The organism is Paenibacillus sp. FSL M8-0142, from assembly GCF_038597315.1.
In the GTDB taxonomy this organism is placed as follows: Bacteria; Bacillota; Bacilli; order Paenibacillales; family Paenibacillaceae; genus Paenibacillus_AQ; species Paenibacillus_AQ lactis.
This window is the reverse complement of the sequence record NZ_CP152008.1, coordinates 406,408-420,134: the sequence shown is the minus strand read 5'-3', so window position 1 is coordinate 420,134 and position 13,727 is coordinate 406,408. Positions and strand designations below refer to the sequence as shown.

The window sequence follows — 13,727 nt, the reverse complement described above, 5'->3', positions numbered from 1 at the left end:
ACCCGCGGATTCTTTGGGACGTTGGGATAAGAATGGATAATATGTCCAGCAAGAGAAACTAGATTATTTCTGCATTTTGGCGAGGTTTTCTTGCCATTTGACCGTACGCCATTCCAGGAGCCTGTCATAACCCAGATCCATCAAGTCTTTATTGCCCTGGTCGAGGATTTTGTCGACTTCCTCGTCGCTTGCAGCCATGGACGACTTGGCATAGATCTCAAGGAACAATTCATCCACCGAAGTCCGGATAATGCCTTCCTCGGAATCGGTTGGCGGATTTAGTCCGGTAAACTCGGTCACATTCAATTGAGTCGGCCAGGTGATGGTCTGCTGATAACGTGCGACCCAGTCCTGCTCCTCAACCGGAAGGCTCTCCATGTACTTCCATTTGGCAGGGTCGATATAGCTGGTATTGCCCACGAACATCACTTTATCATTCTTGGTTTGAATCTCCGCCACTTCTTTCGGATCATAGTTCTCCGTGAAGTTCGGCTTGCCTTCTTCATCAAATCCTTTCCAGTTCTTCCCTTCCGGACCGAAGAACTGGACATTCATGCCTTCAGGTCCGGTATACCAATCAAGGAATGCAAAAATGGCTTCAGGGTCTTCGGCAGCCGTCGTGATATAAGCGGCATTCCAGCCGAAGCTGGTATACGTTCCCGGGTAAATTTTGTTCTTATCCAAGCCTTCCTTCCGGATCGGCCAAATCATGAAGTAGCCGGCATTCGGATCCGTCTTGGTTAATTCCTTGTGCGCCTCGCTGGCGAAGAGCGTAGGGTTCGCCGAAGCATAGACGGCTACTCTTCCGGTCATGACCTTCTCCTTAACCTGATCCTCCGTCTGGTTGAACGCATCCTGGGAGATCAGCTTTTCCCGATACAGCTTGGAAATATATTTCTGGGCTTCGCGGAATACCGGATCGGTTAGCAGCGATGTCAGCTTGCTGTCTTTCGGAACCGCCAGCAGATTCGCGTTCAGGTTCGTGTAGCTTGCTCCTTCTCCAAACGCGGTGTACAGCACGCCCAAACCTTGTCTTTCCTGGGCCCGATGCGGCTCGAACGGCACCACTTGGTCTCCGTACTTTTCTTTTACCTTGACCAGGTAGTTGTAGAGATCGTCGGTTGTTTCCAGTTTGGGTGAACCAAGCTCCTCATAGATTTTCTTGTTCACGGCATATCCCGCATTTCCGAAAGGACGGGAGGAGTACCAGTTCGGAAAGCGGTACAGCTTGCCGTCTGCCGAACGGAGCAGGTTCAAATCATCTCCCATCCAGGTCTTCAGATTCGTGTACTTATCCAGATAATCATCATAAGGAACGAGCTTGCCGGCCTTCTCCAGCCGGTCCATGTCCGGGTGGTCCCGGTCCGTCCAGATCATGTCAGGCAGATCATCGGAGGCCATCATGGCGCTCAGCTTTTGCGTATGGGCTCCGGCAGCTTTGATCATGTCAATCTTGACCTGCTTCTCCTCGCTGAGATATTTACCGATCGGCGTGCTTTCCCATTTAGGGAAGTCGGTATCCTGGTAATGGGCGTATGCGCTGAACTGGAGCGGCTTCTCTCCCAGCACCCACTTATCTTCTGTATTTTCTTTAGGCGGTTCATTCGGCTGTTCATTGGTCTTCGGTGGATTGTTTGTTGGCGGCGGCGAGCCTTCGTTGGACTTGGTGCATCCCGTCATGACGGTAACGAGCACCAGCAGCGCCGATGCCATGACCAGGAGCGGCTTTTTCATCTTGCTCATTCTCTTAACCCCTCTCATTCTCGAATTATATATGTTCAAAGCTGTTCGCCTTAAACCGATGCCAGGATTACTCTTTCAGCGAGCCTACGAGCACGCCCTTGACAAAATACTTCTGTACGAAAGGGTACACGAGGATAATCGGAGCGGTGACCACGATCATCATCGCCATCGTCAGCGATTTCGAGCTGGTGTTCTTGGAGCTTTCGATCAACGCAAGCGCGCTGCTGTCGATAGCGGAGCTTTGCGCTGTTTTGATATTGGCGTTCAGGGTCTCCCGCAATATCGTCTGGATCGGCAGCAAATCCTCGTTGGTGATATAGATGCTTGGCAGGAACCAGTCGTTCCAGTGACCGACCGCCGTGAGCAGCGCCAAGGTCGCGATGACCGGCCCCGAGAGCGGAAGCACGATCCTGAAAAAGGTCCCCCAATTGCTGCACCCGTCAATATGCGCAGACTCTTCCAGGCCGACCGGCAGCCCTTTAAAGAACGTGCGGAAGATGATCATATTCCAGACGCTCACCATAGAAGGAATGATAAACACCAGGAACGTATCCATCAGGCCGAGGGACCGGATCAGGAGGTAGGTCGGGATCAAGCCTCCGCTAAAGTACAGGGTGAATATAAAGAACGTCATGTAAAAGCTCCGACCATATAAATAAGAGCGGGTCATTCCGTATGCCACGATAGCCGTCATCAGAATCGAGGTGGCGGTTCCGACGACAGTCCGGGCGATCGAGATCATAAACCCGTTGATCAGACGCTCATCCTGCAGGATCACCTGGTAATTCTCCAGCGTGAATTGACGCGGCCAGAACGTGATGCCTCCTTTGGAGGTATCCACGCCGACGTTGAAGGAGATCGCCACCGCGTTCCAGAACGGATAGAGCGCTGAGAAGGCCAATAGACCAAGCAGAACGTATATGACGGCAAGCATGACCTTGTCTCCGAAGCTGATTCTTTTTAACATGCTGTACCTCCTAAGCTTGCGAATCTTACCACAGACTGTTGCCGGATCGGCGGGCCATGTAGTTGGCAATCGTCAAGAGCGTGACGCTGACGATAGCTTTGAATAGCCCGATGGCGACAGCATAGGAATAGCGGTGTGTGCCTAGCCCCACGCGGTAGACGTACGTATCGATAACATCGGACACCGGCCTCAGCACCGGATTCGTTGCGAGAAGCAGGATATCCTCAAATCCCGCGTTGACCAGGTTGCCAATGGCAAGAATCATGAAAATAATGACAACCGGCATGATGGAAGGCAGCGTAATGTTGAAAATCTGCTTGAATTTGCTTGCGCCGTCGATATCGGCTGCTTCATACAGTGCCGGGTCGATCCCTGCGATGGCAGCCATAAACACAATGGAGTTGAACCCGATTTCCTTCCACACATTCGCCGAGATTAGAATCGACCAGAAATATTCCTTCATGCCGAGGAAGTTAATCGGCTCGTTGATCAAACCTACGCTTTTCAGAAGCATGTTGACGCTTCCATTCTCTGTGGACAGCATCGACATCGTCAGACCGGCCACGATGACCCAAGATAGAAAATGAGGCAAATAGGTAAGCGTCTGGACCGTCCGTTTAAAGAACATATGGCGGACTTCGTTCAGCATAAGCGCCAGCAAAATCGGTGCCGGGAAGCCGATAAAGAACTTTAGCAAACTGATGACGAGGGTATTGCGGATCAGCCGCTCAAACTCCGGCGCGTTGAAGAAGGCTTCGAAATGCTTGAAACCGACCCATGGATTCTCCCAAATTCTCGAGCCCGTAAACAGGTTGTAATCCATAAATCCGGTAATCACCCCGTACATCGGCAAATATGAGAATATGAAGACGAGGATGACTCCGGGAATGACCATAAGCTGGACATCCCATTGTTTCATGAAGCGGCGCAAGAAGCTGGAGCTGTGGATTCGGGGCCCCGGGGTAACCGTTGCCGGCCGCTGTTTCGGTGCAGATTGGGACATGTTGTTCCTCCCGCTTGAAAAATATAGTCAAGGCGCATGCGAACATCCTTGCGACACACGTTAACGCCAGCCTAAGGGCTGCGGTCTTTCGGACTTAAGGACATTCTAACCTTGGCGATGGGGTGAAACTATATAACAAACCCGCGATTTTTTATACTTCTGACGGATGATCGGTACGGACACAGCTTGAAAAAGTATAAAGTCTGCCTGCCCACGGCATAAAAAAAGATGCCGCCTAATGATAGACGGCATCTTGATCTTATCAATTACTTTTTTTGTATCGGTTAAATGGATCGTTTCAGGGCATTGCCCATCGCATTTGAAGCACTGCACCCCGCGCATTCATTTAGCTCCGTACCGCTTACGGCATTCGCGCATATTCCGATATCGGGGAGAGGCCTCCCCTTCGGCTTATGTGCGCTTGATCTCGACAACGGTCGAGAAGAAGGTTGCCCCCTCACCCATGTCTGCCAGCCTGTCCGGCGTAAGGGCATTGGCCCGCTGCTTCCGGCCCTCGCCTTCCCACCAGAGGCCTTGGCTGACCACGGTGCCCGGCAGCATCTTATCCACCACTTTGGCGCGAGCCTCGTAGGTTCCGCGATCGTTGAACACAACGATCGGATCGCCGTCGGCAATCCCGCGCTGCTCCGCATCCTCGGGATGGATCTGGAGCGTCGGCTCCTTCTCCATCTTCTGATGCTTCTCGACATTGGCAAAGGTCGAGTTCAAGAAATTGTGGTTCGGCGGGGAAATGAACATCAGCGGATACCGGTTCCCCCGTCCGCGCCGCACCCCGTCATAGCCTTCCTTCAGCGGCACATAGGTCGGCAGCGGCGGAAGCTTGGCTTCCGCCAGTCTGGCCGAATACAGCTCGATCCGTCCCGAAGGGGTCGGAAGCCGGTCCAGGAAGCTCTCGAGAGGCGTCATGTCCAGCTTGACATGGCGCTCTGCCTTCAGCCTGTCCAGGGTCACTCCGTTTAAATACGGATTATCGGGATTATCAAGCGCACGGGCAATCATCTCTTCTTCCGATTCCCGGAAGGCTTCTTCCTCAAATCCCATTGCCCGGCCGAGCAGGGAGAACAGCTCAACATTGCTCTTGCTTTCCCCCTGCGCCGGAATAACCGGCTCCTGAAGCTGAACGTATTGGTGCCAGTACGAGGCGTACAGGTCCGTGCTTTCAAAGGAGGAGGTGGCCGGCAATACGATATCCGCATACTTGGCCGTGTCCGTCATGAATAAATCGTGAACGACCGTGAACAGATCCTCCCGTGCAAAACCCTCTTTCACGCGCTCCGTATCCGGAGCAACCACCAGCGGGTTGCTGCAATAGACGAATACCGAGCGGATCGGCTTCTCGGTCATGGCCAGCGCTTCCCCGATCCGGTTCATATTAATCGTGCGCGCACCCGGGTTCGGCCGCAGATCCGGCCGTTCCAAAGCCTCGCTGTTCATGCTGTTGTAACCCCCGTTTGATTTGGCGGCCCCGCCGCCCCGCTTGAGCCACTGCCCGGTCAGCGCCGGCAGGGCCGCAATGCTCCGCACCGTCATGCCGCCGTTATCATGATGCTGCAGACCGTTGCCGATGTGAATGTAAGACACGCCGGCACGGCCGTACAGCTCGGCCAGCTTCGCCACATCGTCGGCCGGAATGCCCGTTACGGAAGACACGTATTCCGGCGTGTACGTCTTCACATGCTCCCTCAGCTCCTCATGGCCGATCGTATAACGTTCCATGAACGCCTCATCCACCAGCCCGTCCCGGAACAGGACGTGCATGATCCCGACGGCAAGCGCGGCATCCGTACCGGGATACAGCGGAATGAACCAATCCGCCCATTGGCCGGTCTGATTTTTATGAACATCGATGACGACGACCTTCGCGCCCCGCTTGCGGGCTTTTTCGGCGAGCACCACCTGATGCATGTTCGTGCTGACGATATTGCCGCCCCAGACGATGATCACATCGGCGTTCACCGTGTCTTCAGGGACCGTCCCCCCGTTGAAGCCCATGACCGATTTCCAGCCTTCGTTTCCGGCCGAATTGCAGATGGACTGCTTCAGCTTGCTGGCGCCCAGCCTGTTGAAGAAGCGGCGGTCCATGCCGTCTACGCTCAAGATGCCCATGTTCCCGTAGAAGCTGTAAGGCAGGATGCTTTCCGGACCATCCGTTTCAATCAGCGCCTTGTACCGGTCCGCGATTTCCCGGATCGCCTCGTCCCAGCTGATCCGCTTAAATAATCCGGCCCCTTTCGGGCCGGTCCGGCGCAGCGGATAGAGCACACGCTCCGGATGGTATACCCGGTGAGCCATATTGCGGACTTTATTGCAGATCGCGCCTTGCGTGATCGGATGGTCGGGGTTGCCTGTAACCTTTACGATCTTCCCGTTCTCTTTATGCAGCAGCAAGCTGCAAGTATCCGGACAATCCAGCGGGCAAACCGCCGGAAATACGCCGTGTTCCTGATGAATCAATTTGTCCTCTCCCCCTTGTGCTCCAGCCTCTTTCGTATCCCCTTATCTTAAAAAAAATCAGCCTTATCGTAAAGTCATACATTTTTTTCTAAAGATGTGATTCACCCCTCGAACTCCCGGGTATATTTCTATCAAGAGCAAGGATGAGAAACCCAGACCCTTTCTCCTCCTCGCCATATCATGGACCACTCCCAAAAATTCGCCATGCATGTATCTCCTCCCCCGAGATACGGCATGGCGAATTTACATTACGGGCGGCTCAAGAAGCGGCCGCGAATGCTCTGTTCGGCTTGCTTCTTCGATAGGAGCATCCTCTTTTATCTGCACGCCTACCTTTTCCCCTCACCGCGTTTTCTGCTTTCCCTACCGCGCTTTCAGTTTCCAAATCTTCGCATTCAGCGATTTATTGCGTAAATCTGCAAAATAATGATCCCGCGAAAGTCCGTATCCTATGTAATCGCTTACTTATGGATCATTCGGTTCCTTACTGCCGAAAATAGCGGCAAAAGGCCGTTTTACAATCGAATGCCGCAGGCGTAATATACTATTCAGATTTCAAATCCAATATAATCTCACAGTTGATTCGCCGAATTTCCAGAGAGGAAAATGGGGGAACCAAAGCGTATGCCTGCCGATGCGGCAGCCATACTATGGGGTGAATCCTGAATAACCGCGGCCGGTCCCGCGCGGCATCAGGTAGGGCGACTCTCGCGCCCGAATCCGACAGCTAACCTCGTAGGCGTTAATGGGAGGGTTGTGAACTTGTGCAAAAAACACAGGCTCTAACCTGTGTTTTTTCTATGCCAAAAATCGAAAAAATCGAAATGGAGATGCATCCCATGCCCGGCCCTTGACCATTCACCCAAGCCACATAGCTTTATGCTTTTTTGGGGAGAACGACCCAAAATCCAAATCGAATCGGTGGTGAAACACGATGCTATCTTCCATCAAGCGCTTCCTCATCGGAAGACCGCTCAAATCCAATGAATTAGGCGATCAAAAATTGAATAAAACCAAGGCCCTGGCGATTTTGTCATCCGATGCCCTGTCATCCGTCGCCTACGGCCCCGAGCAAATCCTGCTGGTGCTGATGACTGTCGGCGCGGCTGCCTATTGGTATTCCATCCCGATCGCCATCGGCGTTCTCGTCTTATTGCTGGCGCTGATCTTATCGTACAGACAGATCATCTTCTCTTATCCGCAGGGCGGTGGAGCCTATGTCGTGTCGAAACGGAATCTGGGCATGTATCCAGGCCTCGTTGCCGGAGGCTCCTTGCTCGTCGACTATATCCTAACCGTTGCGGTCAGCGTATCGGCCGGGACGGATGCGATTACGTCGGCTTTTCCCGAGCTTCGTCCCTATAACGTCGGGATCGCCGTGCTGTTCGTCCTGTTTCTTACTGTGCTGAACTTGCGGGGCGTGACGGAATCCGCCTCGATCCTGGCCTATCCGGTCTACCTGTTCGTGCTGGCCTTGTTTATTCTGATCGGCGTCGGTCTCTACGATATTGCAACCGGCCACGCTTCGCCGGACCTGCACACCAAGATCGGCACGCCCGTCGCCGGACTGAGCCTGTTTCTGCTCCTGCGGGCGTTCGCTTCAGGCAGCTCGGCGCTGACCGGGGTTGAAGCCATATCCAACGCCATCCCGAACTTCAAGGAGCCCGCGCCGAACAACGCCGCCAAAACCCTGGCCGCGATGGGCTCCCTGCTCGCCCTGTTATTTTCAGGGATCGTATTCCTGGCCTATTATTACGGGGTCAGCCCCAGCGAAGAGGTGACGGTTGTCTCCCAAATCGCCGAGCATACCTTCGGCCGGAACGCGCTGTATTATTTCATTCAGGGGACTACTGCGTTAATCCTGATCCTGGCCGCCAACACGGGGTATTCGGCATTTCCTCTGCTGGCCGTCAACCTGGCAAAGGATAAGTTCATCCCGCGAATGTTCACGGTCCGGGGGGACCGCTTGGGGTATTCCAACGGCATCATCATCCTTGGCCTTCTGTCCATCGTGCTGATCGTGGCCTTCGAGGGCAAAACCGAGCATCTGATCCCGTTGTACGCCGTCGGCGTATTCATTCCGTTTACTTTGTCGCAGACGGGAATGATGGTGAAGTGGATTCGCGAGAAGCCTCAAGGCTGGATCCCCAAGCTGGTCATTAACTCGACGGGGGCTGTTATCAGCTTTGCGGTAACGTTGATCTTTTTCTTCACGAAATTTGCCCAGGTGTGGTCGGTGCTTCTGTTTCTGCCGCTTATCATCTGGATTTTCACCCGGATTCGGAATCACTATGAGGCGGTCGCCGATCAGCTGCGGATTACGACCTGCGAGCCGGCAAAGCCGATCGAAGGCAACATCATTATCGTGCCGGTAGCCGGCATTACGCATGTGGTGGAGAACTCGCTCAATTATGCCAAATCACTGTCCGCTGACCAAATCATCGCCGTTTACGTGAACTTCGAACGGGAAGACCAGATTGCTTTCGAGGAAAAATGGAAGAAGTGGCAGCCGGACGTCCGGCTGGTGACGCTGCATTCGCCATATCGCAGCATCATCTCGCCGCTCACTAAATTCATCGACACGGTACAGCGCAAGGCCAGCGAGTCCGACTACCAGGTGACGGTCGTCATTCCACAGTTCATTCCGAAGAAGGGGTGGCACAACTTCCTGCACAATCAGTCGAGCTTGCTCATTCGCGCTCATCTGCTTTACCGGCGGGATGTTATTCTTACAACGGTTCCTTATCATTTGAAGAAATAGCTGCAGCCCGGACCCATGGCGGGGACGGGCTTTTTTCTGCCTTTGCATCCGGTTCGCTTCCCACATCCGCTCCCAAGCGGCTGATGCTGATTCTTCTGAGATGGATTGGGAAGAGACTGGTAATTACCGAAGGAAAGCGTACGCGCATGGCCGCCAACACCTTCGACATAGGCTTTTTTCTGGGGACAGGCAGCCTTAGGCTTTCAAAGCGTCTTATTTTTCTTTATAATGTCGGAATGGATGGGTCATGCATCGGGGAAATCTATCTAAATAAACATCTAGGAGACTCCATTTATGAGCTTGAAACACAATCTGCTTCGCAAGAAGCCGATTCCGCCTTTGACAGGCGGAGAAGTGCGTTCCGCATTGAAGAAACAGCTCGGCGTCATGGACTTGATCGTCCTTGGCGTCGGTTCTATCGTGGGAACGGGAATTTTCGTATTAACCGGCGTGACGGCCGCCACCCATGCCGGTCCGGGACTGATCTTGTCATTCCTCCTGGCAGGGCTGGTATGCGCCTTCTGCGCACTATGCTATGCCGAATTCGCCTCCACCGTGCCGGTAGCCGGCAGCGCGTATACGTACAGCTACTCCGCCTTTGGGGAAGGCCTCGCTTGGCTGATGGGCTGGGATTTGCTCCTGGAATACGGCTTTGCAAGCGCCCTCGTATCCAGCAGCTGGTCGGGGTATGTGCAGAGCATTCTGTCCGGGTTCAATATTCATCTTCCTGTTGCCATTACAAGTGCCTTCAATCCTGCGAAAGGCACATACGTGGATGTGCCGGCGATCGTCATCGCGCTGTTGATTACATGGATCGTATCCCGGGGTGCGAAGGAATCGACCCGGCTCAACACCATCATGGTATATCTGAAGATAGCCGTCATCGTTCTGTTCATCGGTGTCGGAGTTTTCTACGTGAAGCCGGACAACTGGACGCCGTTCCTTCCGTTCGGCATCGAAGGGGTCATGACGGGGGCGGCCATCGCCTTCCTCGCATATATCGGCTTCGACGTCATCGCCACAGCTGCGGAGGAAGTGAAGCAGCCTCAGAAAAGCCTGCCAGTCGCCATATTAGGCTCTCTGCTTATCGTTGCCATCCTATACATTGCCGTTACGGCGGTATTAACCGGCCTTGTACCGTATCATCTCTTGAACGTGAAGGACCCTGTCGCCTTCGCGCTGCTGTATATTGAGCAGGACTGGATGTCCTACTTCATCTCGCTCGGAGCCCTCGCCGGCCTGACCACCGTCCTCATGGGGGTATTGTTCGGTCAATCCCGGCTGCTGTACGCACTCGGTCGGGACGGCTTGCTCCCGAAACGGATGAGCTCGGTCAATCCGAAGACGAAGTCGCCCGTATTCAGCACTTGGGTATCCGGGATCTGCATCGCGGCGCTGTCGGGCTTCGTTCCGCTTGGAAACCTGGCGGACCTGGCCAGCATCGGCACGCTGTTCGCCTTTATTACCGTTTCTCTCGGCATCATTGTCCTGCGCAAGACGCACCCTAACCTCAAGCGGACCTTTCGCGTGCCGCTGGTTCCATGGCTGCCCTTAATCGCCACGCTCAGCTGCTTGTACCTGCTCACGACGCTGCAGCGGATCACCTGGATCGGGTTCATCGTCTGGATCGGGCTCGGCATCATTATCTACGCCGTGTATGGTTACAGGCACAGCTCGCTGCGCCAAGACGCAGCACCAGACGAATCCTGACTTCGAGTGAACGTCTTGCGCGCTACCATAGATTAAACCAGCCTTGACCTCATCATTAACGAAGAGAAGAAGGGACTCTCCCGTAAGGTCCATTGACCTGGGACAGTCCCTTCTCTTTTCTTATAAGTAAGTTGTTGAGCTGAGCGCTCTAGGATTCCATCACGCCTTTAGGGGCAGCCGTCGGCCCGGCAGGCATGCCTTCAACCGGCACCTTGGCGGCGGGAAGCTTTATGCTGACGAACGAGGATACCAGGAATATGGCTCCTGCCGTGAAATATACCGCAATGATCGACGATGCCGCCATATACCATCCCGTCAGTCCGGAGCCGATCAGCAGCATGCCGGTAAAGACCGGCGTCATGACGCCATTGAGACGCCCGATATATTGTTCATCAACCTGCCGCATCATCAGCGCCATCAAGACGGTTTGCGCCAGCGCCATCAGCACGCCCGTAACAAAACGCATGGCACCGGTCAGGAGCGGCCACTTCGACAGTACTTCGATGCATGTGGACACCCCCAGGAAGGCAAGACCAGCAAACAGAAGATACGAGCCTTTCACCCTCCCGGCGATGACGGCAGCAATAATCCCCCCGATCAGCATCCCTGCACCCTCAAGCGCGGTAAACCACTGCACGCTGGTCATATCCAGCATCAACCGCTCGGTGATGACAAAGATATCGAGCGGCTGGACAAGTCCCGCCCCGAGCGCCAGAAGAACATAAACCACCAAAAGCACCTTCAGCCATCCGGTACGACCGATGTAGCGGAAGCCCTCCTTCAGTTCTTCTGTAAAAGAGCTTGCAGAGTCGGCCCTATCCGCTGCTTCATCCACATGCGAGGGGAGGAATGCCAATACGGCGGCAGAGCCGGCAAATATGACAAGCAGACCAATCAGTGACGCTTCGAGGCCGAAGGCTTGATAGATCGTCGTCCCGATCATCGGCCCTAGAATAATGAACAGCGACATGAGCGTCTGGGACAATGCCGTCGCCGACGAGACATGCTCATCCGGCAAGCAGCGCTTGATGATCTTGAACGAGGACGGCTGGGAGAATTGGGAGACAACGGCCGAGATCAGCGTCACGGCGAAGGCCGCCTGCCAATATCCTGCAAATACGACGAACAGGATGAGCAGCACGGATAAGAAACTCAGGATGTCCCCCCAAATCATCGTGCGCTTCGGCCGCCAGCGGTCGGCTAGTACGCCGCCGATAATCGAAACCAGAAAGATCGGCGCATATTCAATAACGGTCAGAAGCGATATGGCTACCGGGTTATGATGGCTTTTCTCCATAATGAAGTAGAGCAGCGCCATGTTGCGGATCCAGATGCCGATGTTCTGCAGGACATCCGAAATCGTGAGCAGTACAAATGCTTTGTTGCGAAACAGATGCTTCATTGTTCATGCCCCCTTAGTTGAAACCGACTAGTCGGTTTATTTATATTCATAAAAGCACGGAGCATGCCTTCGCATGTTCCTATGCTTTATCAAAAGAAGCTTGGTCATCCGGTCAGTCCTCGGCTCGCCCAGTCATCACCCCTTGCAGAAAAATGCTGACGCCCTTCCGGTACAGCATGCGCAATTCCTCTTGTGACCGTTCATAGAACGTGGTCGACAAGCCGTCGAGAAGGGATCCGAATATAACGGATACTTCCTCGATATCCTCCGGAGAAATGATTCCTTGATCGGCACCCTCCTCCAGGATTTCCAGGTACAGGGCCCGCGGCCCCTGCAGGATCGCCAGCAATTTATTCAGCAGCGTATTGTCATTCGGCTGGTTGATGTAAAATTCCTCTGCAACCTTCGTGAGCGGGTTTTGAAAATCATCGACCATATGATCAGCGATCCCATACAGCTTCTCTTCAAAGCTTCCGTACTTCGCCTTCTTCTCGTGCCATGCTTCCATCCATTCCTGATTCTGTTTGGCAAGTAGCTGGATAAAGAGATCCTCCTTGCTGTCAAAATGGTAATAGATGCTGCCCTTGCTGGCACCGGTAAACTTGACCAATTCGTCCATGGACGTTGCCGCATATCCGCGCTGGATGAAGAGCATCTTCGCTTTCTCCAGAATAAGGTCCCGCTTCCGTTGAGCTTTCTCTGTTGCCATCGAAAAGCACTCCTTGCTACAATGAATTGCCGTTACGGACAAGGTCCTGCAGCCCTTCTTGGGTGGAACCAGAGCCCGATTTATCGCCATTGTTCAAACCAATTCGTTGATTTCAGAAAAAAACCGACTATGCGGTTTAATTTCATCCATCATACCCCAACCCTCCCGCAATGTAAAGGAAAGGCCTGAATAACTAGAACAGGAGGGCTTTCGTTTTATCGAAAACCCTCCTGTCATCGTGCTGCCTACATTCTTAGCTATGATTCGTCTTATTCCAAATTCCAGACAGCTCTGTCCATCTTCATCGGATCCCCGAAGCTCAGCTGCAGACCTTTGGCATCTTTAGCTACCTCATAGGAAATTTCACCCTTCAGCTCCTCCCCGGGTGCTATGGTTCCATCGAGGGTCTGCACATCCGAGGAGATCGCCGGCGTATAGTGCACCTCCTGGTCATCTGTCAGCGCAAACGATAAGGCGGACGAAATGACCACCGGCTCGGTTCCGTTATTTTTAACGGTTAGATCGACAACCTTGAACATATTGCCATCCTGGGGCTTTTTATAATCGTCCCCTTCCGATTCCCGCAATCCGTTCAGCGTAATCACGATTCCGTAATAGTCGATCGTATCGCCGACAACGCCTGTCTCGCCGGCACTCAGCTTCTTGCCACCGTCCGGCGTAGCGGTCTGATCCTCTTGGGGCTTGGCTGAAGGGTCTTCAGCGGACCCTGAGGCATTGCCTGAATCGCCGCCTCCGCTTACGGCAGGGGGCTGTTCCGCCGGCGGAGCAGCCTGATCATTCGAGCAGGCTCCAATAAGCAGCATCGTCAGTATTGCAGCCGAAATTTTTATCATCATCGGATTCATCCTCATTCATATTACCTCCTATCGCAGTCATGGCTTGATTAGAATCTTTCCTTAATCCTGAACTTAAATAGTTTCGCCATGCGTTCGCAAA

General features: G+C 53.6%; 9 protein-coding genes and 1 riboswitch. Of the genes, 2 read left to right on the top strand and 7 right to left on the bottom strand.

Translation table 11 applies throughout. From position 1 onward, the window contains the following. Window positions 1-63: 63 nt before the first annotated feature. From NSQ46_RS01840 to NSQ46_RS01825, 4 genes are all read right to left on the bottom strand, one after another. Window positions 64-1,743 carry an extracellular solute-binding protein gene (locus NSQ46_RS01840; protein WP_007128825.1) on the bottom strand — a complete coding sequence of 560 codons (1,680 nt, stop codon included), beginning with the start codon at window positions 1,741-1,743 and terminating at the stop codon, window positions 64-66. A 67-nt stretch (window positions 1,744-1,810) separates the two neighbouring features. Beyond that, on the bottom strand, window positions 1,811-2,710 hold the full coding sequence (locus tag NSQ46_RS01835; RefSeq protein WP_144877950.1) for a carbohydrate ABC transporter permease: 900 nt from the start codon (window positions 2,708-2,710) through the stop codon (window positions 1,811-1,813). Between the two features lie 25 nt (window positions 2,711-2,735). Continuing rightward, complete coding sequence (locus tag NSQ46_RS01830) at window positions 2,736-3,713, bottom strand: ABC transporter permease subunit (RefSeq protein WP_007128827.1); 978 nt, start codon at window positions 3,711-3,713, stop codon at window positions 2,736-2,738. A gap of 411 nt (window positions 3,714-4,124) precedes the next feature. After that, window positions 4,125-6,188 carry a molybdopterin oxidoreductase family protein gene (locus NSQ46_RS01825; RefSeq protein WP_144877949.1) on the bottom strand — a complete coding sequence of 688 codons (2,064 nt, stop codon included), beginning with the start codon at window positions 6,186-6,188 and terminating at the stop codon, window positions 4,125-4,127. Between the two features lie 574 nt (window positions 6,189-6,762). Then, window positions 6,763-6,945: riboswitch (cyclic di-AMP (ydaO/yuaA leader) on the top strand. A gap of 177 nt (window positions 6,946-7,122) precedes the next feature. On the opposite strand from NSQ46_RS01825, the gene NSQ46_RS01820 reads away from it, so the two are divergent. Continuing rightward, the gene (locus tag NSQ46_RS01820; protein ID WP_144877948.1) at window positions 7,123-8,949 is read left to right on the top strand and encodes an APC family permease; all 1,827 of its coding nucleotides are present in this window, start codon (window positions 7,123-7,125) and stop codon (window positions 8,947-8,949) included. Window positions 8,950-9,243: 294 nt separating this feature from the next. Continuing rightward, entirely contained in the window at window positions 9,244-10,659 is a 1,416-nt protein-coding gene (locus NSQ46_RS01815) for an amino acid permease (protein WP_144877947.1), read from the top strand. Between the two features lie 148 nt (window positions 10,660-10,807). Here NSQ46_RS01815 and NSQ46_RS01810 read toward each other — a convergent pair whose 3' ends face one another. From NSQ46_RS01810 to NSQ46_RS01800, 3 genes are all read right to left on the bottom strand, one after another. Then, window positions 10,808-12,061 (bottom strand): MFS transporter, encoded by a 1,254-nt coding sequence (locus tag NSQ46_RS01810; protein WP_342576208.1) that lies wholly within the window; start codon window positions 12,059-12,061, stop codon window positions 10,808-10,810. Window positions 12,062-12,173: 112 nt separating this feature from the next. Next, on the bottom strand, window positions 12,174-12,770 hold the full coding sequence (locus tag NSQ46_RS01805; protein WP_144877945.1) for a TetR/AcrR family transcriptional regulator: 597 nt from the start codon (window positions 12,768-12,770) through the stop codon (window positions 12,174-12,176). A gap of 269 nt (window positions 12,771-13,039) precedes the next feature. Beyond that, a complete protein-coding gene (locus NSQ46_RS01800; RefSeq protein WP_007128834.1) occupies window positions 13,040-13,642 on the bottom strand; it encodes a DUF4352 domain-containing protein in 603 nt (200 codons plus the stop codon). Window positions 13,643-13,727: the final 85 nt, after the last annotated feature.

Excerpts from the sequence above, each read along its gene's own strand:
- NSQ46_RS01840 (WP_007128825.1), bottom strand. The coding sequence starts at position 1,743 with ATGAGCAAGATGAAAAAGCCGCTCCTGGTCATGGCATCGGCGCTGCTG.
- NSQ46_RS01835 (WP_144877950.1), bottom strand. The coding sequence starts at position 2,710 with ATGTTAAAAAGAATCAGCTTCGGAGACAAGGTCATGCTTGCCGTCATA.
- NSQ46_RS01830 (WP_007128827.1), bottom strand. The coding sequence starts at position 3,713 with ATGTCCCAATCTGCACCGAAACAGCGGCCGGCAACGGTTACCCCGGGG.
- NSQ46_RS01820 (WP_144877948.1), top strand. The coding sequence starts at position 7,123 with ATGCTATCTTCCATCAAGCGCTTCCTCATCGGAAGACCGCTCAAATCC.
- NSQ46_RS01815 (WP_144877947.1), top strand. The coding sequence starts at position 9,244 with ATGAGCTTGAAACACAATCTGCTTCGCAAGAAGCCGATTCCGCCTTTG.
- NSQ46_RS01810 (WP_342576208.1), bottom strand. The coding sequence starts at position 12,061 with ATGAAGCATCTGTTTCGCAACAAAGCATTTGTACTGCTCACGATTTCG.
- NSQ46_RS01805 (WP_144877945.1), bottom strand. The coding sequence starts at position 12,770 with ATGGCAACAGAGAAAGCTCAACGGAAGCGGGACCTTATTCTGGAGAAA.
- NSQ46_RS01800 (WP_007128834.1), bottom strand. The coding sequence starts at position 13,642 with ATGAGGATGAATCCGATGATGATAAAAATTTCGGCTGCAATACTGACG.